Below are 19,793 nucleotides of genomic sequence, written 5' to 3'. Positions count from 1 at the left end.
TCTGAGGGCTAAATTTAACTGTATGTTTGAACAGTGGTCAATGTTTGGTTTTATGTTTATAAAACATTATCTTCACCATTGAGGAAGTCTGCTACATCCATCAACCAAGCGGGTGTTTTAATTTCTTCTGAATCTTGTAATATCTCAATGTAGGTATTGCAAAATTCATTTTTTTTACCTGGCAGTTCAAAGTAACTGCAAAGGGACTGCCTTTCTGTAACATTGAGATTTAAAGCACCACCAGATACAGAAGATTGCAATAATTGCGGGTTTTTCATAAATGCTAAAGTCGACTCCCCTTTGCTATAAAGAGTCTTCAAGGTCTCTATGTAAAACTCTGAATTCAAAGCATGCTCTATTTCTGTGGGAGGATAAACACAATCATCAGTGACTTTTACTAGGTTTATTTTGGTCATCTCATTGTTGAGTAAAAGCCTTCTTATTTTAATGTCTGGAATAGAATCGGACGCATGAAATGCGCTATATTTCTGGTCAGTGTCTAATAAGAACAATGCTTTTCCTGAGATTGTTTCTTTGCGATCTTCTAACGCCATTATAAGTAATGTATATATTTTTTTTACTGTAGGTGAACCACCTACTGATAAAACTATCAGCTTATCAACATCTTCTGTATCCAGGTGGGATATAATGTACTTCTTATCAGTCTTTCCTTCACACAATATCCATTTGTATTTATTGCCAGATGTTATTGAGTAAACAATTGATTGAGCTAAGTCGTGATTGCTTTTCATTTCAAGAAGATCAAGATAAGAACCTTTTGACTCTTTTGTGAGCTCTTTTAGTTCGTCTTTATAATTTTCGAGATTTAAAGCTTTAATGTGTGTTTGAGAAGGCGATATATATACTGCTGTACCAGCTCCCGCTACAGGTAAAAAACCGTACCAATGAGTTGTACAAATGGTTTGTATACCAATCTCACTAATTTTTTTGATTTTATCAAATTGATAAAAACATGAAGTAGCGTGCAATGATAATTCAGGCTCGTCAATGGCTAGAATCGTTGAGTGATGAGCTTTTTGGGGGTTGTGCTTCAAAAAATTTGTAGCTAAGTCCAAAAGAGCTTTTCTTTTTTCACCCGAACTTAAGTTCTGTATAGGGGTGTCCTTATTAACATTATCGATATGATGCAATATCTTATCGCTAAAATATGATTCTATAATCTTAGATATCATATGGCGTTGTGTGAAACTGTTCTGACGCTGTGTCGGCTTTTTGAACTGGTAACGACCTTCAAGCTTTATAGTTAACTGATCGATAAACTTATTTAAGTAAGTATTGATTTCGGTAATATCTTTCTTCTTGATGATTTTACTGATTTTTTGCTGAAGGTTTTCGCCGAGTAAAGACTGTAATAAGTCACTTTCAATACGTGAATATTCAGAAGTGGTTATTTCAGCTGGCAAGTAAATGAAATTATAAGCTTCTTTTATAATATTCAATAATTTAGGGAGTGTGATTATGTAAAAATATTTTCTAACAGTTGCTGAACTATTTTCAGGTATTAACTCATCAATTTGTGAGCGATAGTCTTCGATAGACTCAAATATTGACATATAGGGGCGTGGTATGTCATTTGCATTTTCTTTTATTATTCCTAAGGGTATAAGTAAATATTCATCCGGTGAATACTGTGATTCTAATATAGTTCTGTGTGCTACGAATTTTTCGGCTAATGCTCGTTGCAAAGTATTGAAGTCTTCGCTTTCTATTTGCCACGTAATATCACTGATTATTTCTAATGCTTTATATAAAACAGTGTTGTTTTTTAGTCTATTTTTTCTTATTAAATAGATTGGAACGATAAATGGCTCGCGTGTATCATAACCTTGGCTACGAGCTTCGTTATTTATATCGAGTCGATTAATGTCAGTCCGATTAAGTACTATATCCAGTGCTTGCAATATAGAGCTTTTTCCAACGCCATTTTCACCTATGAGCCAAGATGAACGATTGTTTAAAGTGAGCGGGATGTACTGTTGATTTTTAAAGTTTTTAAAGTTTCGTAAGATAACGCCAACAATCATTTTTACATCCCTTAAAAGTTGATTATTTACAGGTCATTATTACTTTAGCGATGATAGTAATATCATCAATATGACACTCTATCTTTTTTGAGTTTGTTTCAAGCATAACTTTATTGTTCGGTAATCTCACCAATTCACGTACGGAAAATATATCATCAATAGCAATTACCCATAATCCATCATTGATGTCATTCATTTCGCGTCTAATTAAATATACTATTTTATCAGACTCGATTGCCGAGAGCTTATTCAAATCCTTAGGAAGCAGAGATAAATCAAAAATTAGAAAACCATCCTCACTAAGTCTTCCATCTTTAATTTTCGCCTTAGGGAGACTGATTACTTGTGATCTCGCATCTAGAAACATTGGGCCATCAGCAGTAGCCAACCAACGGAGCGACACACCGGTTTCTAATGCACACTGGATTATCCAGTCTGAGGGGAAAGTATCTCGCATGTATCTGTTAGCTAATGTGCTTTTTGACACTTCTAAGTGGTCTGCAAGGGCCTGTCGCGTTTTAAACCCATATGCCTCGACCAATCGCTCAATCGCAGCTTTGCCACCCTGATTGGGATTTATCTTGATCTCATTTGGGTACTTTGATGTTGACATATCTCTTATGCGATCCTAGTATCAGTCCTGTTCCCATTTGGGGACTTGTCACGATTACAAACGGCTCACCACAAGCCAATAGGAGATGTTGCACCATGACCCCTAATATTTCAATCACTCTGAACACACCGCACGTCACAATTGAACGCTATAGCGAGCTTACTGGGCTACCTGTTGACACCATAAATGACATGCTTGCAGATGGTCGGTTGCCTCGTCACCGCCTGCGCAAAGATAAGAAGCGAGAAAAGGTAATGATTAACATCGTTGCCTTAACCGTTGATGCACTCTCAGATTGCAACGTGACTATCAACTAGTTCCATTTTGAGACTTCACGGAGCAACTGACTATGTTTGACTATCGCATATCAAAACATCCCCATTTCAATGAAGCCTGCCGAGCTTTCGCTCTACGTCACAACATGGCGAAGCTGGCAGAACGTGCCGGTATGAACGTTCAGACCTTGCGTAATAAGCTCAACCCGGAGCAACCGCATCAGCTCACCGCTCCAGACATATGGCTGCTGACCGATCTCACCGAGGACTCAACACTGGTTGATGGGTTTCTGGCGCAGATTCATTGCTTGCCATGCGTACCGACCAATGAAGTCGCGCGGGAGAAAATGCCCCAGTACGTTCTGAAAGCCACCGCCGAGATTGGCCGTGTCGCTGCCAGTGCGATTTCTGGAGTTCAGCTAAATGCGACCACCCGCCGTCAAGTTGTTGAAAGTGTCAATTCTGTTACCCGTCTAATGGCTCTTACTGCCATTTCACTGCAGGCGCGTTTACAGGCCAACCCTGCGATGGCAAGTGTCGTCGATTCCGTGACGGGTCTTGGCTCATCTTTTGGGCTGAGCTGAGGTGTTTATGCTGAATAACGAACCTTCATTTGCATCACTGCTATACAGGGAAAGCCCGGCAATGCATTACGGTCATGGCTGGATTCACTTACCTGGCGGAAAAAAGTGGCATCCGTGTATTGAACTGTCTCCCCGGCAGCAGGCTATCCGGGGAATAGGCAAAAAGAGATTGATACAACGTCTGAGTATTAACGTGGCAGGCAACCTGCAAACCAGGCGAAAAGCTTTTCCTGGAAGCTGAGCTTAGTGTCATCAGGTCGACCACATGCAATAGCAGCTCTTTTGTAGGCTGGATTTAACAAAGAACCGAAAGGTGCGGAATCAGAGTGATGCAGCATTTTCAAATTTTGTGCAATCAGTTCCGGGTCAGTTCATTCCCTGCATAAAGCAATTCCCCGTACTGGCGGCTTTGTACGCTAGCACGTTCGGAAATAATGGCTGGTTGCCACACAAGTTGAATAGTCGCGATAACGACAACAGGCAAAGCGAACAACCATTCCAGACCGGTGTCCGCAAACACAGCTGTACCGCTAATAAGCTGAATGGCTGTCATCAATTTGTCAGCTCTACCGTGAAGCGTTGCCGTCATAACCTCAAGGTAATAACTGTAATGCAGCTGGAAGTATTCGGAGCTTTGTTTAGTCATGCCGGAATCCTATTTTTTATCCTGTCCCGGCGCTGGTTGAGGTGCAGGGGCAGGGCGAGGCAATACGTGAAAGTTGTCAGAGTCTGACATCAGGTTTCTCCTTCGATGGGTAGATGATTGTTGGCGCAAATAGTCTACCACTAAGGCACGTGCCGGGCGTGCATAAAAATCCCCGGCATCACTTTAAACATTCTTTGGTTCAGTGGGTTATGTGGATTTTTAACCATTTAAGTTCAGGTCACTAGTGAGGTTGATTAATGGCTATAGAAGGTGACACGGCGACAGTTCCGCTTAGTCCCGGTCAGCGCCTGAATGGGCTGAACCACATAGCGGAGCTGAGAGCAAAAGTGTTTGGTCTGAATATTGAGCACGAGCTGGAACGGTTTATTCATGAGATGCGCGACCCACGCGACATTAATCACAAACAGAACGAGAGGGCACTGGCCGCCATATTCTTTATGGCAAAAATTCCGGCAGAACGTCACAGCGTCAATATTAGTGAGCTGACTACTGACGAAACGCGGGAGCTGATTAAAGCAATGAATCATTTTCGTGCAGTGGTGAGCTTATTTCCGAAACGGCTAACCATGCCGAATTAACCCAAAACAGAAATTAATGGCGTAAACACGCCGGGCATTCTTTTGCCCAAACACAGGAGAATTGATGATGCGAAATAGTGAAACGCTTACCACCAAAATCGGACCAGATGATGCCGGTTTATTCCAGCTGTTTAACGAGACTCGCCTGGATGAGCGTAAATGCTGTGCCTTTGCCGTTTCCCTCCGCATGGAGGCACTGGCGCTCCACATCCTGCAAAAGGAAATGACCGGAATTGAGGCGGCAGAACTGCTGCGCCGTGAAGTTGCTCGTTATGAAGCTGAATCACGCGGGGACTGGCACTAATGGCTGATTCCATGGATCTCGTACAGCAGCGCGTCGAAGAAAACCTGCAGCGCCATATCCAGAACGCCCGCACCAGAAAGCCGGGCATTGCTCGCGTTCTTTGCATCGACTGTGACGCGCCAATACCAACAGCTCGCAGACAAGCTATTCCGGGCGTGCAGTGCTGCGTTACATGTCAGGAAATCGCAGAACTGAAAGGCAAGCACTACACCCGAGGCGCGCTGTGAACTTCGGAGTCTGTCAGTGATGCCTGAATTAACAAACGACAAAGGCGGCCCGACTGAGGCCGCCGGGGCTTTTCCATGGAATGCCCCGAAAAAAGCTGTAAACCCCTATCTGGACCCGGCGGATGTTGCGCCGGTGTCTGCGCTTTCAAACCTGATCACTCTTTACGCTGCGGATAGCGAGGAGGAACAACTGCGCCACGAGGCCCTGAGTGATGAGGTCTGGGAACGCTATTTCTTCAATGAGTCCCGCGATCCTGTTCAACGTGAACTTGAACAGGACCAACTCATCAGCCGTGCCAAAATGGCCCGTGAGCAGCAGCGCTTTAATCCCGATCTGGTCATTCTGGCTAACGTTAGCGCCGAACCCGCCCACGTCAGCAAACCACTGCTGGAAAGAATTAAATTCTTCCAGGGGCTGGGAAGGGCGAAGGCTTATTCCCGCTATCTGCGTGAAACAATCAGGCCGTGCCTTGATCGACTGGAACGCGTGCGTGAAAGTCAGGTGTCTGCCTCTTTCCGGTTTATGGCGAGCCATGAAGGACTGGAGGGGTTGCTGATTCTGCCCGAAATGAATCAGGAGCAGGTCAAGCGCCTGTCTACACTGGTTGCGGCATATATGAGCATGTGTCTCGATGCCGCCTGCAGCGATCTGTTTGTGACTGATAATGTGAAGCCGGAACAAATCCGCCAGTCATGGGAAAAGGTAGCCGCTGAAGCAATGCGCCTTGATGTGATCCCACCTGCCTTTGAACAGCTGCGCCGCAAGAAACGCCGTCGCAAGCCTGTGCCCTATGACCTTATTCCGGGTTCGCTGGCGCGTATGCTTTGTGCAGACTGGTGGTATCGCAAACTGTGGCAGCTGCGCTGCGAGTGGCGGGAGGAACAGCTGCGTGCCGTTTGCCTGGTCAACAAGAAAGCGTCTCCTTATGTCAGCTATGAAGCCGTGATTAACAAACGTGAGCAGCGCCGCAAATCGCTGGAGTTTTTCCAGTCGCACGAGCTGGTCAATGCCGACGGTGACACGCTGGATATGGAAGACGTGGTGAACGCCAGCAGCAGCAACCCGGCGCACCGTCGTAATGAAATGATGGCGTGCGTGAAAGGCCTGGAGCTGATCGCAGAAATGCGCGGCGACTGCGCCGTGTTCTATACCATCACCTGCCCGTCGCGCTTCCACGCCACCCTCAACAATGGCAGACCGAATCCTAAGTGGACCAGCGAAACGGTTCGACAGAGTAGTGATTATCTGGTCGATACGTTCGCCGCATTCCGCAAAGCCATGCACAAAGCCGGGCTGCGCTGGTATGGCGTGCGCGTTGCTGAGCCGCATCACGATGGCACCGTGCACTGGCATCTGCTGTGCTTCATGCGCAAAAAAGACCGCCGCACGCTCACTGCTCTGCTGCGTAAATTTGCTATTCGTGAAGACCGCGCCGAGCTGGGCAACAATACGGGCCCGCGCTTCAAGTCTGAACTCATCAACCCGCGTAAAGGCACGCCGACCAGCTACATCGCCAAATACATCAGCAAGAACATCGACGGGCGTGGACTGGCAAAAGAGATCAGCAAAGAAACCGGCAAATCACTTCGCGACAGCGCCGAGCACGTCAGTGCCTGGGCATCCCTGCACCGGGTTCAACAATTCCGTTTCTTCGGCATTCCAGGGCGTCAGGCATACCGCGAGCTGCGCCTTCTGGCCGGGCAGGCGGTGAGGGCACACGGCGATAAAAAAGCATGTGCGCCGGTGCTGGAAAATGCGCGTCTGGATGCCGTGCTTGCTGCAGCCGACGCGGGCTGCTTTGCCACCTATATCATGAAGCAGGGCGGCGTACTGGTTCCCCGCAAACATCACCTTATCCGAACCGCATACGAGCTTAACGACGAGCCGGGCACCTATGGCGATCACGGCATCCGAATCTATGGCATCTGGTCCCCGATTGTTGAGGGCCGGATCTGCACGCACGCGATGAAGTGGAAAATGGTTCGTAAAGCCGTTGACGTTCAGGAGGCGACAGCCGACCAGGGCGCTCGCGCCCCTTGGACTCGTGGCAATAACTGTCCCCCTGTTGAAAAAATGTACCAGACAGGGGGCGAACTACCGGGCAGCGAAGAACCTGCAGCGCTGCCGGATTTCGAGAACATGAGCAAAAAGGAACTGCGAGAACTCACGGCGAGGCTGAGGTTGGTCAAACCGAAGCGGCGGAAAGGGTACAAACAGGAAATTTCAGAACACCAACGGCTGCAGCTTGATGCTGAGCTGAGATCCAAAGGGTTTGATGCCAGCGAAACGGAAGTGGATCTGCTTCTGCGTGGCGGCAGCCTGCCATCTGGAGCGGGGTTGCGCCTGTTTTATCGTAACCAGCGCCTACAAGAGGATGACAAATGGCGTCAGTGGTACTGGAAAAGTCAGGATTGAGGTTATCTATTAATCAAAGGGTTAGCTGAGTAAAAAACCATTTCAGCTTTAAATACATATGTTGTACTGTATATATAAACAGTAATAAGGGGAGGGAGTTGTGAACGATTTGTTCATGGAGTCACTTGCATTGCAGCGGATAGAACTTATGGCCCGACTGGTCGCCAGCTCAGATTGTAGCGATGACGACAAGGAGGTTGCGATTTCGTGGCTGTCGGAGCTGACGAGCGACCTAGTTACCAGGCTAAATGAATACGGAGTGAGGCAGGATGAAAGCACGCATTAGTGATTTTGCACCGTGGGAAACTCCCTCCCGTACGGCATTCAGCGGCACGACGGTGCTGTGCATGTCTATGGTGCATGGATTCGCATGATCCAAATAGGATCGCAACGGGTCGGAGCCGCCAGAACTGGCGCGCTTTCCGGCCTGTCATGCACCTGCATGAAAACCACTACACAAAGCGGGCAGGCGTGGCGGGGATACGAGCGCGCGCTAAGTGTGAAGCTTTATGCTTGATGAATCCTTTTATATTGTTAATAATGTACTTATATTCATATTTGCTTCCGAGGCTAAATTGAAATTTACAATCGATACTATTAATGGGATAGATGCTTTTAATAGCAAAAGTTTTAAAATTGATGTTGGTGGAAAGAATTTAATTATCACTGGTAATAATGGGGCAGGGAAAACTAGGTTTCTAGGAAAAATAAAGGAAAAAATTGACAACCTGATTCAATCATATGATATGCCCACCCTTGAAAATTTTAAAAAAACATTGAAAGATAATCACGAAGCAATGTTAAATACCCCTCCTGGCGCAGGGGTATATGATCAGTTTAAATTTACCATTACTGAAATGGAAAAACGGATAGATGAATTTAATCATTTTAATATAGAGTTTAACGATGCCTATGGATTTAAAACTCAAATAAAAAAACGAGATGCTTTTGTTTATTTTTTCCCAGCTATGCGTTCAGCAAACATCTATAATGATGGAAGGATTACTAGTAGAGAGACGTTACTCTCTGAATATAATAATAATATCCAAGATGCTAATTTCGATGCGGGACAGTTGCTAGAAAGATATGTAGTGACGCTTTGGAATTATTCTCTTTTGAAAAAAGCCAATGGAGATGTGAGTGATTATGAACGCGTGTTTGGTACTATTACCAGTATCCAAAACGATTTGCGTGAGCTTTTTGAAGACTCGTCCCTAAGATTGGATTTTAACCTAGAAGAATTAAAGATATTTATTGTGCAAGATAATAAAGAACCATTTGGTATGAATCAATTATCATCTGGGTTTTCATCGATCCTCAGTGTGTATGCGCATTTAATAATGCGAGCTGAATTGGATAAGGTTGGAAAAAAAGACATGCTTGGTATTGTAATTATTGATGAGATAGATGCTCATTTACATGTTACTTTGCAAAAGAAAGTTTTTTCATTTTTCTCAACTTCATTCCCTAACGTACAATTTATAATATCTACTCACTCACCATTCGTTTTGCAATCGGTTTCAAATTCTGTAATTTTTAACTTGAGCAGTTATGAACAAATGGAAGATTTATCGCTGTATTCTTATACTTCAATTGTCAAGGGTTTGCTTGGAGAAAGTGAGGAATCAGATAGATTGAAGCGGCTAGTAGATGAATTACTAAAATTAGTAGATGACAATAATTTCACTATAAGATTTGATTCTCTTGTAAATTTATTAGACAAGAATGTGGAGCACCTTGATTCGCGTTCAAGAGCATCATTGGCGCTTGCGAAAAGCAAACGTCTTGACTCTGAGGAGTGAAGGGATAATGTTTAATGTTATAAGGAATTATCCTGAGCCACTGGACTTAAGTCGAAAAATTTATAATAGTCCGGAAATTGTGGGACGACTCAGACAAATTTTCCATGATAAATGTTATTTATGCGAACAAGGTGATTTATCAGACCCAGAGGTAGAGCATTTTAAACCTCATGGTGGGAGTGATGAACTCCTGTATGGATGGGATAATCTTTTTTATTCCTGTAGTCGCTGCAATAGTATTAAAAGTCACACTCACCGTGATTTGTTGGATTGTACGTCTTCTGATGTCGATGTGTTTGAGGAAATAATACATCTTGCAGGCAATTCAGTAAACGGGTTTATCGATGTCAGACCTAGTTCTAACGCACCTACTCAGGAAACTCTAAATACTGTTAGATTATTACAAAAATGTTATAATTCAGAAAACACAGCGTTCAGAGGTATAACAAAAGAAAATCTAATGGAAAAGATTCAAGACGATTTTGCTTATTATACTGAACTACGTATGGTCTTAGCTAATCTCAGGTCAACTGATAATGAAATTGCTCAGGCTTTAGAAAGAATGAAGGTTATTTGTAAGCCATCCTATCCATTTTCTGTTTTTTGGCGCTGGCATGTTATAACCGATGTCAGATTGAATAGGATACACAATAATCTTAGGGAATCGTTAGATTTTTGAGCGGGATACGCCTAACGGCGTATCCTCTATTCATTCGAATTTATATGGAGTAAAGTCAATTATTAGATCGTCTAACCAATGATTTAGCTCCATCATTTTCTTTTGTAAAGGTGTTAATTCGTTTCTAACAAATACAAGGCTGGCCTTCTCCACATCCCCAAACCCGCCAACATTACTCGGCATGATCCCCATCATCTGCGGCGGAACGCGGTGCGCTGCCATCATGTCGTCCCGGCTCACATTCTTGATATTCAAAAACTCATCTTTCGCCGCCACCTCTGACAGCGGGATGATCTGAATCCCGTCCTTTTTGCCATTCGGCGAGTACATAAACAGGTTGCGGAAGTTGCCCGGCCCTTTGGCGCTTTTCATCGCCTGGCGGATATTGTTCACGTCCTCCTGGTTCTGCGCGGCGTCGGTCATGTACATGATGAAGCCTGCATGACTGCCGTTGATATAATATTTGCGGCGGAACAGCGTGGCGGATTCGTTCAGCAGGGCGGAAGGGATGGCGGAGAGGTATTCCGGCAGGCCGTAAATTTCCTGGTTCAGGTCCGGCTCCATCAGGTGAAAAATGCTGCCCCTGGTGAACTCATACGGCTGCGTGGTCATGCCGTACTGCACAAACCAGTAGGTATCCAGATCCACGCCGCGCCGGGTGTATTTTGCCAGGGAAGGTTCCAGCGAGAGAATACCGCCGAGCCGGTTGGTGCGCTTCTCCAGATAGGCGTTACCGAAGACCAGATAGTCCTGCACAAACCGGCTGAACGCCTGCTGGCTCAGCAGCGGATGCGGGATAAACGTGCTGGTCAGAATGTTGCGCTTCACGGCAATCGGTGAGCTGTGATGTACGGCGGCGCGATAGGTTCGGGCCAGGCCGTCAAAACTCACCGGCGGCTCATACCAGCGGTCCATCTGCACGCACTCCACATAATCCAGTAGCTCGCGGCGGTCCAGTACCGGGATAGGGTCGCCAAAGCTGAATGCCTCTGCCGTTGTCGCGCCGCTGTGCTGAACGCTATGCGCGGCTGTAGCGCGGTTTTTATTCCTCTTGCCCATCAAAAAATCTCCACAATGTTGCTGGTATTGGCGGATTCGCCCTGCAGTGGTTCGTTAAACAGTGCGTGCATCGTCGCCCAGGCCAGATCGGCATGGCTGGCTTCTTCGCTGCGGCTGGCTTCGTAGGTCGGGCGGTTGCCGCTGGCGGTGGTGGCGCGGCGGATGGCCATAAAGGACTGCGCGATGTCGGTGTGTCCGGCGTCAAACTCCAGACGGCGGTGGCTGATAATGTCGTACGCCTTGAGCACCAGGGCGTTTTTGACGTTGGGGTTGTAAACAAACTCACGGACGGCAGGAAAGAATGCCTTCACGTTCTCATACACGCCGTGGCCGACGCCGGTGGAGTCGATGCCGATATAGGTCACATTGTACTGCTGCGTCAGCTTTTTGATGGCATCCGCCTGGGCGCGGAAGTCCATCCCGCGCCACTGGTGACGCTCCAGAATGCGGAACTTGCCGCCCGGCACAACTGGCGGTGCCATGACCACGCAGCCCGCGCTGTCGCCGTTCTGCGTGCCTTTCGCCGGGTCGTAGCCAATCCACACTTCGCGCCAGCCAAACGGGCGCAGCGCCAGCGCGTGAAAATCTGACCAGACTTCCCAGCTGTCCACCATGCACGCCTGCAGCTCGCTGAGCGGAAACACGGACGCCAGATCGTCGATAAACTCGCACATCAGCAGGTTCTGGTACTCGTCGGGGCTGTACTCCATGCGCAACTGGTCGATATCGAACAGGTTACAGCCGCCGCGCACCGCGTCCTCCACGGTGACAATCTGGCGGTACTGTCCGTCCGGGCAGAGCAGGCCGGGGGCCAGACTGCCGTGGGTCAGGTCAATATCCACCTTGTCCGTTTTGGTGCGGCCCCGGTTGAACAGCGCGCCGGACCAGAACGGATATGCACTGTGGGTCAGGCTGGACGGCGTGGAGAAATAGGTCTGGCGCCATTTTTTGTGGATGGCCATCCCGGAGGCGACCTTGCGCAGTTCCTGGAATTTCGGTATCCAGAAATATTCGTCCAGGTACAGGTTGCCGTGGTAGCTCTGCGCTGTGCGGGCGTTGGTGCCGAGGAAGTACAGGCACGCGCTGTTGCTGAGCGTCATCGGGTCGCCTTTCAGCTCCACGTCGACCTCTTTGGCAAAGTCGATGATGTACTGTTTGAAGACGTGCGCCTGCGCCTTGCTGGCGGAGAGAAAAATCTGGTTGCGCCCGGTGGTGATGGCGTCAATCAGTGCCTCACGGGCAAAGAAGAAGGTCGCCCCAATCTGGCGCGACTTGAGCAGGTTGCGGATGCGGTGCCGGTTGCCTGCCTCCCACCAGTGGCGCTGGTAGGCAAACATTGAGTCGTGGAATACCTCCTGCAGTTTCTCGATCTGCTCGTCGGTAAAGAGGTTCTTATCCGGCGGTTTGCGGGGGCCTTTGTTGCGGTTGGCGACGTTGGGGTTCAGGTCGGCCTCGTTGCCGCCGTCGTTGAATTTGCCGATCCGGGCGTGGCGCTCGGACTGGCGCGCCAGCAGGTCAATCTCCTTGAAGTCTTTCCCTTCTTTCTGCTCCTTCATAATGAGCTGGCAGTAGCGCGCGGCGGTGGTGAGCTGCATCTGATCCAGCGGTCCGTACTCGCCCCATTTGTCGCGCTTCTTCCAGCTGTGAACGGTTGCAACTTTCTCGCCCAGCATTTCAGCAATGCGGGCTACGCGGTATCCCTGAAAGTACAGCAGCATAGCCTGCCTACGGGGATCGAGGTCTGCGGGGGTCAGTGTCATATCCATGGCACAAGCCTACGGCCTTGAATGTCCTCTTTCTTCGGCTTCGTTTTGTATGGCGAAAGGCACAAGCGCCGCGCGTTGTCTCACTCCCCCCATCCCCGCAACCATAAGGCTCCAGACAGTTTTCTACGGAGCACGGCTCATGACAGTGAAAGCAAAGCGTTTCCGCATCGGGGTTGAAGGTGCCACCACCGACGGACGCGAAATCCAGCGCGAATGGCTGGAACAGATGGCGGCGAGCTACAACCCGACGGTTTACACCGCGCTGATTAACCTTGAACACATCAAGTCTTACTCCCCTGACAGTGCCTTTAACCGCTACGGCAAGGTGACGGCGCTGGTTGCCGAAGAAATCAAGGACGGTCCGCTGGCAGGCAAGATGGCGCTGTACGCCGATGTGGAGCCAACCACCTCCCTGGTGGAACTGGTCAAAAAAGGCCAGAAGCTGTTCACCTCCATGGAAGTCAGCCCGAAATTTGCCGACACCGGTAAAGCCTATCTTGTTGGGCTGGCCGCAACCGACGATCCGGCGAGCCTCGGCACGGAAATGCTGGCGTTCAGTGCCAGTGCTGCCCGCAACCCGCTGGCGAACCGTAAGCAGAAACCGGACAACCTGTTTTCTGCCGCTGAAGAAACCCTTATCGAACTGGAAGATGTCCAGGACGACAAACCCTCCCTGTTTGCCCGCGTCACCGCGCTGTTTAACAAAAAAGAGCAGACCGACGACGCGCGATTCTCTGACGTGCATCAGGCCGTTGAGCTGGTCGCTACCGAGCAGCAGAACCTGAGCGAACGCACCGCCAAAACCCTGACCGAAAACGGCGAACGCCTGTCCGCGCTGGAAACTTCCCTGCAGGAGCAGCAGGCCGCCTTTGCCGAGCTGGAGCAGAAGCTGAACCGCGAAGACAGCCGCAGGGACTACCGCCAGCGTGCGCCGGGCGGTGACGCTCCGGCAGGCACCGTGACCAATTGCTGAGGAGCAAACCAACACATGAAACAGAAAACCCGCTTTGCCTTTAACGCCTACCTGCAGCAGCTGGCGCGCCTGAACGGTGTGGCCGTGACCGAGCTTGCCAGCAAGTTCACCGTGGAGCCGTCGGTGTCCCAGACGCTGGAAGATGAAATTCAGCAGTCCGCCGCGTTTCTGACGCTGATCAACGTGATGGGCGTGGCTGAACAATCCGGCCAGCTGCTGGGCCTGGGCGTCGGCAGCACCATTGCCGGAACGACGGACACCACCACCAAAGAGCGCGAACCGACCGATCCGACGCTGATGGCGGACGTGGAGTATAAGTGCGAGCAGACCAACTTCGACACGGTGCTGACCTACGCGAAGCTGGATCTGTGGGCCAAGTTCCAGGACTTCCAGGTGCGTATCCGTAACGCCATCGTCAAACGCCAGGCGCTGGACCGCATCATGATCGGCTTCAACGGCGTGAAGCGCGCCAAAACCTCTAACCGTGGCGAGAACGTCATGCTGCAGGACGTGAACAAGGGCTGGCTGCAGAAAATCCGCGAAGATGCGCCGGACAACGTGCTGGGCACAAAAACGGCAGACGACGGCACCGTGACCATCGAGCCGGTGAAAGTCGGGAAGGGCGGTCTGTACGCCAACCTCGACGCGCTGGTGATGGACGCAGTCAACGAGCTTATCGATCCGATTTTCCAGGACGATGACGAGCTGGTTGTGGTCTGTGGCCGTGAGCTGCTGTCCGACAAGTATTTCCCGCTGGTCAACAAGGAGCAGGAGAACAGCGAAAAAATCGCCGCCGATCTGATCATCAGCCAGAAACGCATGGGCGGTCTGCAGGCTGTGCGCGCGCCGTACTTCCCGGCGAATGCTGTGCTGATCACCCGTCTGGATAACCTGTCCATCTACTGGCAGGAAGAGACCCGCCGCCGCTCGGTTATCGACAACCCGAAACGTGACCGCATCGAAAACTTCGAATCGGTGAACGAGGCCTATGTGGTCGAAGACTACCGCTGCGCGGCCCTGGTGGAAAACATCGAAATCGGTGATTTCAGCGCGCCAGCTGCACCGGACGCTGGGGAGTAACGCATGAGCCTGAGTCCCGCACGGCAGCACCGCCTGCGCATTCAGGCTGAACAGGCCGCCCGCGAGGGCGGCTGTGTTCGCCATGCGTCGGGTTATGACCTGATGCTGCTCCAGCTGGCCGAAGATCGCCGCCGTCTCAAGGGCATCCAGTCCACGGTAAAAAAGGCGGCGATTAAGGTGGAGCTGCTGCCGAAATATTCCGCCTGGGCGGACGGTGTGCTGGCCGCCGGAGGCGCTCAGCAGGATGACGTTCTGATGTACGTGATGCTGTGGCGTATCGATGCCGGGGATTATGCCGGTGCGCTGGAGATCGGGCGTCATGCCCTGCGCTATGGCTGGGTGATGCCGCTCGGTAACCGCAACGTGCAGACCGTGCTGGCTGAGGAGATGGCCGACGCGGCGCAAAGTGCCATGCTCGCAGCTGCCCCTTTCGACGCCGACCTGCTACTGCAGGCGCTGGACCTGACCACCGGGCAGGATATGCCGGACCAGTCACGGGCGCGTCTGCACAAAGCCATCGGCGCGGTGCTAAGCGAAAGCAACCCGGCATCGGCCCTGAATCACCTCACTCATGCGCTCCAGCTGGACTCCCGCTGCGGTGTGAAGAAAGACAAAGAGCGGCTGGAGCGCAGACTGCGCAACGACCGCTGACGGAACGTGCCCCGCGCACGGGCGGCACGGGATGGCGACAGGCATGGCCTCATCAAAATCCCGTTCACCGCCCACTTATTCAGGAGAAGACCGCATGAAGTTTGTTGCGCCCGAACCGGCACCGGAACAGGCGGAGGTCATCAAAAACACGCCGTTCTGGCCGGATGTGAGCCTGTCGGAGTTTCGCAGCGTGATGCGCACCGACGGCACGGTGACGCAGCCGCGTCTGAAGCAGGTGCTGCTGACCGCTATTTCAGAAGTGAACGCGGAGCTGTTCGATTTCCGCAACCGCCAGCGGATGCTCGGCTGGCAGGCGCTGGCGGAGGTGCCGTCGGACGTGCTCGACGGCAAAAGTGAGCGTATCCAGCACTATCACAACGCCGTCTATTGCTGGGCGCGGGCCGTGCTCAATGAGCGCTATCAGGACTATGACGCCACGGCGTCCGGTGTGAAGCGAGGGGAAGAGCTGGCGGAGGCCAGCGGGGACCTGTGGCGGGATGCGCGCTGGGCCATCAGCCGGGTGCAGGATGCGCCACACTGCACGGTGGAGCTTATCTGATGAAAGTGCGTGCGCACCAGTATGACACGGTGGACGCGCTGTGCTGGCGTCACTACGGGCGCACGCAGGGTGTCACGGAGCAGGTATTACAGGTCAATCCGGGGCTGGCTGAACACGGCCCCTTTTTACCGCACGGGCTGCAGGTGGAACTGCCGGATCTCCCGGCATCGACCACCGTGCAGACCGTCCAGCTATGGGACTGAATCATGACGCTTGAGAGAGTCAGCGCCTTTATCACTTACTGCATCGCCGTGCTGCTGGCCTGGCTGGGCGACCTGTCGCTCAAGGACGCCTCCACGGTCGGCGGCGTGCTGATTGGTGTGCTGATGCTGGCGATCAACTGGTACTACAAACACCAGTCTTTCAAACTGCTGCGCGGCGGCAAAATCTCCCGGGGGGAGTATGAATCCTTCAATCGTTAAGCGTTGCCTGGTCGGGGTAGTACTGGCTATCGCCGCCACGCTGCCCGGTTTTCAGTCGCTGCATACTTCCGTCGAAGGGCTGAAATTGATTGCCGATTACGAAGGCTGCCGCCTGCAGCCGTATCAGTGCAGCGCGGGCGTCTGGACCGACGGCATCGGCAACACGTCCGGCGTGACGCCCGGCAAAACTATCACCGAACGGCAGGCGGCGCAGGGGCTAATCAGAAATGTGCTGATTGTCGAACGGGCACTGGAAAAATGCGTGGTGCCATCGGTGCCGCAAAAGGTCTATGACGCCATGGTGTCGTTTGCCTTTAATGTTGGCACCGGCAACGCCTGCAGCTCCACGCTGGTGAAACTGCTGAATCAAAAGCGCTGGGCGGATGCCTGCCGCCAACTGCCGCGCTGGGTGTACGTCAAAGGCGTGTTTAATCAGGGGCTGGATAATCGCCGCGCGCGTGAAATGGCCTGGTGCCTGAAAGGGGCTGGAGTATGACGCGCACGCTGGCGGTTTTTTTGCTGCTACTGGCAGCGCTGGCCTGGCAGTCGTGGCGGCTGAACAACGCCCGGCACGCCATCGAAACGCAAGGCGAACAGCTGGCGACTAAAGCGCAGGCACTGGCGCAGAAAAACAGCCAGCTGATCGGTCTGTCCATTCTGACCGAAACCAACAGCCGGGAGCAGATGCGGCTTTATGCGGCGGCGGAACAGACCACCGCGCTGCTGCGCAACCGCCAGCACCGGATCGAGGAACTGAAACGTGAGAACGAAGATTTACGCCGCTGGGCTGACACTCCTTTGCCTGCTGACATTATCCGGCTGCGGGAACGTCCGGCCCTCGCCGGAGGTGCTGCTTACCGTGAATGGCTGTCCGAGAGTGACGCCGTGCAGCCTGAACCCGTCAGCGCCGCGCACTAACGGCGATCTGAACGCGATGCTGGATGAAACCGAGGCCGCCTGGGCGGTCTGTGCTGACAAAGTGGACACGATAGTAGCGTGCCAGGAGCGAAACAGTGAACAAGCCGCAGTCCTTACGCCGCGCCCTGAATAAGGCGGTGCCCTACGTGCGCGATAACCCGGACAAGCTGCATCTGTTCGTTGACAACGGTTCTTTGGTGGCAACCGGCGCGCGGTCCATGTCATGGGAATACCGCTACACCCTGAACGTGGTGATCGAGGATTTCAGCGGTGACCAGAATCTGCTGATGGCTCCGGTGCTACTATGGCTGAAAGCGAATCAGACAGATGCCATTAATAACCCCGACCTGCGTGAAAAACTGTTCACCTTTGAGGTGGATATTCTGCGCAACGACGTATGCGATATCAGCCTGAACCTGCAGCTGACGGAGCGCGTGCTGGTCAGCACCGACGGCGCTATCTCAACGGTTGATGCAGAGCCAGAACCTGACGAGCCCGAAGAAATGTGGACGGTGAAACGTGGATAATCTGCATAAAGTGGACGCCTGGCTGGCCGCGCTGCTGGCGAATCTTGAACCTGCCGCACGTCAGCGCATGATGCGGGAGCTGGCGCAGGAGTTGCGCCGGAATCAGCAGCAGAACATCCGGCTGCAGCGCAACCCGGACGGCAGCGGATACGAGCCGCGAAAGGTTACGGCCAGAACTAAAAAGGGGCGCATCAAGCGACAGATGTTTGCGAAGCTACGCACGGCGAAATACCTGAAAACTGCAGCCAGCGCGGAGTCGGCCAGTGTGCAGTTTGCAGGGAAGGTGCAGCGTATTGCGCGAGTACATCATTACGGCTTACGAGATCGTGTAAGCCGTAAAGGGGGAGAGGTACGTTATGCTGAGCGACGGTTACTCGGCGTCAACAGCGAAGTAAACACTCTGGCTCTTGATATTCTGATGCGCTGGCTAGCGCACTGATATCATTAATTTATGAAGACATGCTTTTCTTAGTAATGATTTAGTAAATAGTTCTCTTTGTTAAAACTATTTATAATCATAATGGATGGATGCGATGGTGGAAGTTCGAATTCATATTCGCCATCACTATGCGGAGGTGGAGTGTCCCCACTAAGAGAGTGTAGTAAGGAATTTGTTATTCTAAATTCATTGTGCATTCCAGATATGCAATTCATTACTTCATGTTGAAATGCTAATGATAGAATGTTTCGGCTGAAAGAGTTATAAACCTTAACGCCTCTAGGGCAATTTACTCTGTTTTGTCTCGATAAATTATAGCAATATGACTTGTTTACAGCTAAGCTCAGCATAGCATGAATGAATAAAGACCAATGGTCATTAGGTGAATTGTTACCTGTGTTGAAAAATCGCCCTGCACTAGTGTTTATTATTGATGATAGTGTGATTGAAAAATCTTCATTACAGAATAACCCATCCGTTGCAGAGCTTTCTTCATCTTCACATTTTGCTGTGTTCCATGCGCAAGAATTATAGAAGCCTGACTTGGAAAATTCTGAAGTTAGCGAAAGTTCTTTGTTATTGAAGGCCTGGCCTTTATAGATCAGGATGTATTTTGAATGTTCTCTGCTATCAGTTTTAGAGAAATCCCATTGTGTTACAGACGCTTCGAATTCGTTCTTTCTGGTTGAAAATTTAAAGGTAGGCCATTTGTTATATAAATAAAATTGTATGGCTTCGGTATCGTGTGCTAATGAGCCAGTACGTGCATGCAAGTTCCGTTTTGCCTGGAATAGCATCGCATTACCCATTGGTGGAATGTTGGGGGTGTTGTGGTGAACATTGATTATGAGAAGATCGGCAATCTCAACGGATTTTTCACAATCCGATGGTTTTACTTTAGGTGACTGGTGAGTATAGATTGCATCGATAATAAAATGACGATCAAGTTGTGCGTCATTCAGCATATCTTGAAGTACTCGATGGTTTTCAATAAATGAACTTATAAAACTTGGTTCATCTGCTTCTTTGGAAATTTCCTCTGATCTTTTGTAAGTGAGGAAATGCGAACTGTTTATATAGGTACGTAAAATTTCATTTAAGGACATATGATTTCCTATGGAAGCTGTTCATTTTGCCTAATTAAATATTCGTTGTGCCACCAATCATACATTTTGGGAATCTTACTACAAGTATTTGTCGCTGCCATTA

The 19,793-nt window shown here is 50.4% G+C and carries 25 protein-coding genes and 1 pseudogene; 20 read left to right on the top strand and 6 right to left on the bottom strand.

The features are described 5' to 3' along the window. Positions 1–56 precede the first annotated feature (56 nt). Together SK58_RS16705 and SK58_RS16700 are read right to left on the bottom strand one after the other, a co-directional pair. On the bottom strand, positions 57–2,045 hold the full coding sequence (locus SK58_RS16705) for an ATP-dependent nuclease (protein ID WP_048220241.1): 1,989 nt from the start codon (positions 2,043–2,045) through the stop codon (positions 57–59). A 22-nt stretch (positions 2,046–2,067) separates the two neighbouring features. Then, entirely contained in the window at positions 2,068–2,658 is a 591-nt protein-coding gene (locus SK58_RS16700) for a phage repressor protein CI (protein ID WP_048220240.1), read from the bottom strand. A gap of 95 nt (positions 2,659–2,753) precedes the next feature. Here SK58_RS16700 and SK58_RS16695 point away from each other — a divergent pair, with 95 nt between their 5' ends. From SK58_RS16695 to SK58_RS22520, 3 genes are read left to right on the top strand one after another with little or no spacing between them, the layout of a single operon-like run. Beyond that, positions 2,754–2,975, top strand: a complete 222-nt coding sequence (locus SK58_RS16695) for a MerR family transcriptional regulator (protein WP_012016743.1) — start codon at positions 2,754–2,756, stop codon at positions 2,973–2,975. A gap of 32 nt (positions 2,976–3,007) precedes the next feature. Then, positions 3,008–3,517: a phage regulatory CII family protein gene (locus SK58_RS16690; RefSeq protein ID WP_048220239.1), complete on the top strand. Its 510-nt coding sequence runs from the start codon at positions 3,008–3,010 to the stop codon at positions 3,515–3,517. A gap of 7 nt (positions 3,518–3,524) precedes the next feature. Further along, on the top strand, positions 3,525–3,758 hold the full coding sequence (locus SK58_RS22520) for a phage filamentation protein Fil family protein (protein ID WP_048220238.1): 234 nt from the start codon (positions 3,525–3,527) through the stop codon (positions 3,756–3,758). Here SK58_RS22520 and SK58_RS16680 read toward each other — a convergent pair. Continuing rightward, positions 3,706–4,163: pseudogene (locus SK58_RS16680) on the bottom strand (hypothetical protein). The gene SK58_RS22520 and the pseudogene SK58_RS16680 overlap by 53 nt on opposite strands. Positions 4,164–4,420: 257 nt before the next feature. Here SK58_RS16680 and SK58_RS16675 point away from each other — a divergent pair. From SK58_RS16675 to SK58_RS22955, 6 genes are all read left to right on the top strand, one after another. Then, positions 4,421–4,762, top strand: a complete 342-nt coding sequence (locus SK58_RS16675; protein WP_048220237.1) for a DUF5347 domain-containing protein — start codon at positions 4,421–4,423, stop codon at positions 4,760–4,762. Between the two features lie 67 nt (positions 4,763–4,829). After that, positions 4,830–5,066, top strand: coding sequence for a DUF2732 family protein (locus SK58_RS16670; protein ID WP_048220437.1), 237 nt, complete (start codon positions 4,830–4,832; stop codon positions 5,064–5,066). Then, positions 5,066–5,293, top strand: a complete 228-nt coding sequence (locus SK58_RS16665) for a TraR/DksA family transcriptional regulator (protein ID WP_048220236.1) — start codon at positions 5,066–5,068, stop codon at positions 5,291–5,293. The genes SK58_RS16670 and SK58_RS16665 overlap by 1 nt, the downstream gene beginning before the upstream one ends. Before the next feature lie 19 nt (positions 5,294–5,312). After that, the gene (locus SK58_RS16660) at positions 5,313–7,709 is read left to right on the top strand and encodes a replication endonuclease (protein ID WP_048220235.1); all 2,397 of its coding nucleotides are present in this window, start codon (positions 5,313–5,315) and stop codon (positions 7,707–7,709) included. Between the two features lie 509 nt (positions 7,710–8,218). Next, positions 8,219–9,511 carry an AAA family ATPase gene (locus SK58_RS16645; RefSeq protein ID WP_156175001.1) on the top strand — a complete coding sequence of 431 codons (1,293 nt, stop codon included), beginning with the start codon at positions 8,219–8,221 and terminating at the stop codon, positions 9,509–9,511. Positions 9,512–9,518: 7 nt separating this feature from the next. After that, entirely contained in the window at positions 9,519–10,190 is a 672-nt protein-coding gene (locus SK58_RS22955; RefSeq protein WP_075262155.1) for an HNH endonuclease family protein, read from the top strand. Between the two features lie 30 nt (positions 10,191–10,220). Here the strand turns inward: SK58_RS22955 and SK58_RS16640 are convergent, their stop codons facing one another. Continuing rightward, complete coding sequence (locus SK58_RS16640; RefSeq protein WP_048220233.1) at positions 10,221–11,249, bottom strand: phage portal protein; 1,029 nt, start codon at positions 11,247–11,249, stop codon at positions 10,221–10,223. Continuing rightward, a complete protein-coding gene (locus SK58_RS16635; protein ID WP_048220232.1) occupies positions 11,249–13,015 on the bottom strand; it encodes a terminase ATPase subunit family protein in 1,767 nt (588 codons plus the stop codon). Before SK58_RS16635 ends, SK58_RS16640 begins: the two co-directional genes overlap by 1 nt. A gap of 139 nt (positions 13,016–13,154) precedes the next feature. Between SK58_RS16635 and SK58_RS16630 the strand changes: the two genes are divergently transcribed. The 11 genes from SK58_RS16630 (at position 13,155) to SK58_RS16580 (ending at position 18,584) form a co-directional block, all read left to right on the top strand. Then, a complete protein-coding gene (locus SK58_RS16630; protein ID WP_048220231.1) occupies positions 13,155–13,988 on the top strand; it encodes a GPO family capsid scaffolding protein in 834 nt (277 codons plus the stop codon). 15 nt (positions 13,989–14,003) lie between these two features. Further along, on the top strand, positions 14,004–15,068 hold the full coding sequence (locus SK58_RS16625) for a phage major capsid protein, P2 family (RefSeq protein WP_048220230.1): 1,065 nt from the start codon (positions 14,004–14,006) through the stop codon (positions 15,066–15,068). Between the two features lie 3 nt (positions 15,069–15,071). After that, on the top strand, positions 15,072–15,719 hold the full coding sequence (locus tag SK58_RS16620; protein ID WP_048220229.1) for a phage terminase small subunit: 648 nt from the start codon (positions 15,072–15,074) through the stop codon (positions 15,717–15,719). A 94-nt stretch (positions 15,720–15,813) separates the two neighbouring features. Continuing rightward, positions 15,814–16,278: a head completion/stabilization protein gene (locus tag SK58_RS16615; RefSeq protein WP_048220228.1), complete on the top strand. Its 465-nt coding sequence runs from the start codon at positions 15,814–15,816 to the stop codon at positions 16,276–16,278. Continuing rightward, positions 16,278–16,481, top strand: coding sequence for a tail protein X (locus SK58_RS16610; RefSeq protein ID WP_048220227.1), 204 nt, complete (start codon positions 16,278–16,280; stop codon positions 16,479–16,481). Before SK58_RS16615 ends, SK58_RS16610 begins: the two co-directional genes overlap by 1 nt. A gap of 3 nt (positions 16,482–16,484) precedes the next feature. Next, positions 16,485–16,700 (top strand): HP1 family phage holin, encoded by a 216-nt coding sequence (locus SK58_RS16605; protein WP_048220226.1) that lies wholly within the window; start codon positions 16,485–16,487, stop codon positions 16,698–16,700. Continuing rightward, entirely contained in the window at positions 16,681–17,196 is a 516-nt protein-coding gene (locus SK58_RS16600; protein ID WP_048220225.1) for a lysozyme, read from the top strand. Before SK58_RS16605 ends, SK58_RS16600 begins: the two co-directional genes overlap by 20 nt. Further along, the gene (gene lysB / locus SK58_RS23225; RefSeq protein WP_048220224.1) at positions 17,193–17,618 is read left to right on the top strand and encodes an Rz-like lysis system protein LysB; all 426 of its coding nucleotides are present in this window, start codon (positions 17,193–17,195) and stop codon (positions 17,616–17,618) included. The genes SK58_RS16600 and lysB overlap by 4 nt, the downstream gene beginning before the upstream one ends. Further along, a complete protein-coding gene (gene lysC / locus SK58_RS23135) occupies positions 17,503–17,751 on the top strand; it encodes an Rz1-like lysis system protein LysC (protein ID WP_248223354.1) in 249 nt (82 codons plus the stop codon). Before lysB ends, lysC begins: the two co-directional genes overlap by 116 nt. After that, a complete protein-coding gene (locus SK58_RS16585) occupies positions 17,714–18,145 on the top strand; it encodes a phage tail protein (protein WP_046618524.1) in 432 nt (143 codons plus the stop codon). Before lysC ends, SK58_RS16585 begins: the two co-directional genes overlap by 38 nt. After that, positions 18,138–18,584 (top strand): phage virion morphogenesis protein, encoded by a 447-nt coding sequence (locus tag SK58_RS16580; protein WP_048220222.1) that lies wholly within the window; start codon positions 18,138–18,140, stop codon positions 18,582–18,584. Before SK58_RS16585 ends, SK58_RS16580 begins: the two co-directional genes overlap by 8 nt. 29 nt (positions 18,585–18,613) lie before the next feature. Here the strand turns inward: SK58_RS16580 and SK58_RS22950 are convergent, their stop codons facing one another. Then, positions 18,614–19,690 carry a hypothetical protein gene (locus SK58_RS22950; RefSeq protein ID WP_156174999.1) on the bottom strand — a complete coding sequence of 359 codons (1,077 nt, stop codon included), beginning with the start codon at positions 19,688–19,690 and terminating at the stop codon, positions 18,614–18,616. Between the last annotated feature and the right edge of the window lie 103 nt (positions 19,691–19,793).

Source organism: Enterobacter sp. BIDMC93 (assembly GCF_001037805.1).
Taxonomy (GTDB): Bacteria; Pseudomonadota; Gammaproteobacteria; order Enterobacterales; family Enterobacteriaceae; genus Enterobacter; species Enterobacter hormaechei_C.
The sequence above is the reverse complement of the archived record's forward strand: the minus strand, read 5'-3'. Positions and strand labels throughout refer to the sequence as shown.

What these genes read in the sequence shown, in the direction of transcription:
- SK58_RS16705 (WP_048220241.1), bottom strand. Translation starts at nt 2,045, where the DNA reads ATGATTGTTGGCGTTATCTTACGAAACTTTAAAAACTTTAAAAATCAA.
- SK58_RS16700 (WP_048220240.1), bottom strand. Translation starts at nt 2,658, where the DNA reads ATGTCAACATCAAAGTACCCAAATGAGATCAAGATAAATCCCAATCAG.
- SK58_RS16695 (WP_012016743.1), top strand. Translation starts at nt 2,754, where the DNA reads ATGACCCCTAATATTTCAATCACTCTGAACACACCGCACGTCACAATT.
- SK58_RS16690 (WP_048220239.1), top strand. Translation starts at nt 3,008, where the DNA reads ATGTTTGACTATCGCATATCAAAACATCCCCATTTCAATGAAGCCTGC.
- SK58_RS22520 (WP_048220238.1), top strand. Translation starts at nt 3,525, where the DNA reads ATGCTGAATAACGAACCTTCATTTGCATCACTGCTATACAGGGAAAGC.
- SK58_RS16675 (WP_048220237.1), top strand. Translation starts at nt 4,421, where the DNA reads ATGGCTATAGAAGGTGACACGGCGACAGTTCCGCTTAGTCCCGGTCAG.
- SK58_RS16670 (WP_048220437.1), top strand. Translation starts at nt 4,830, where the DNA reads ATGCGAAATAGTGAAACGCTTACCACCAAAATCGGACCAGATGATGCC.
- SK58_RS16665 (WP_048220236.1), top strand. Translation starts at nt 5,066, where the DNA reads ATGGCTGATTCCATGGATCTCGTACAGCAGCGCGTCGAAGAAAACCTG.
- SK58_RS16660 (WP_048220235.1), top strand. Translation starts at nt 5,313, where the DNA reads ATGCCTGAATTAACAAACGACAAAGGCGGCCCGACTGAGGCCGCCGGG.
- SK58_RS16645 (WP_156175001.1), top strand. Translation starts at nt 8,219, where the DNA reads ATGCTTGATGAATCCTTTTATATTGTTAATAATGTACTTATATTCATA.
- SK58_RS22955 (WP_075262155.1), top strand. Translation starts at nt 9,519, where the DNA reads ATGTTTAATGTTATAAGGAATTATCCTGAGCCACTGGACTTAAGTCGA.
- SK58_RS16640 (WP_048220233.1), bottom strand. Translation starts at nt 11,249, where the DNA reads ATGGGCAAGAGGAATAAAAACCGCGCTACAGCCGCGCATAGCGTTCAG.
- SK58_RS16635 (WP_048220232.1), bottom strand. Translation starts at nt 13,015, where the DNA reads ATGGATATGACACTGACCCCCGCAGACCTCGATCCCCGTAGGCAGGCT.
- SK58_RS16630 (WP_048220231.1), top strand. Translation starts at nt 13,155, where the DNA reads ATGACAGTGAAAGCAAAGCGTTTCCGCATCGGGGTTGAAGGTGCCACC.
- SK58_RS16625 (WP_048220230.1), top strand. Translation starts at nt 14,004, where the DNA reads ATGAAACAGAAAACCCGCTTTGCCTTTAACGCCTACCTGCAGCAGCTG.
- SK58_RS16620 (WP_048220229.1), top strand. Translation starts at nt 15,072, where the DNA reads ATGAGCCTGAGTCCCGCACGGCAGCACCGCCTGCGCATTCAGGCTGAA.
- SK58_RS16615 (WP_048220228.1), top strand. Translation starts at nt 15,814, where the DNA reads ATGAAGTTTGTTGCGCCCGAACCGGCACCGGAACAGGCGGAGGTCATC.
- SK58_RS16610 (WP_048220227.1), top strand. Translation starts at nt 16,278, where the DNA reads ATGAAAGTGCGTGCGCACCAGTATGACACGGTGGACGCGCTGTGCTGG.
- SK58_RS16605 (WP_048220226.1), top strand. Translation starts at nt 16,485, where the DNA reads ATGACGCTTGAGAGAGTCAGCGCCTTTATCACTTACTGCATCGCCGTG.
- SK58_RS16600 (WP_048220225.1), top strand. Translation starts at nt 16,681, where the DNA reads ATGAATCCTTCAATCGTTAAGCGTTGCCTGGTCGGGGTAGTACTGGCT.
- lysB (WP_048220224.1), top strand. Translation starts at nt 17,193, where the DNA reads ATGACGCGCACGCTGGCGGTTTTTTTGCTGCTACTGGCAGCGCTGGCC.
- SK58_RS22950 (WP_156174999.1), bottom strand. Translation starts at nt 19,690, where the DNA reads ATGTCCTTAAATGAAATTTTACGTACCTATATAAACAGTTCGCATTTC.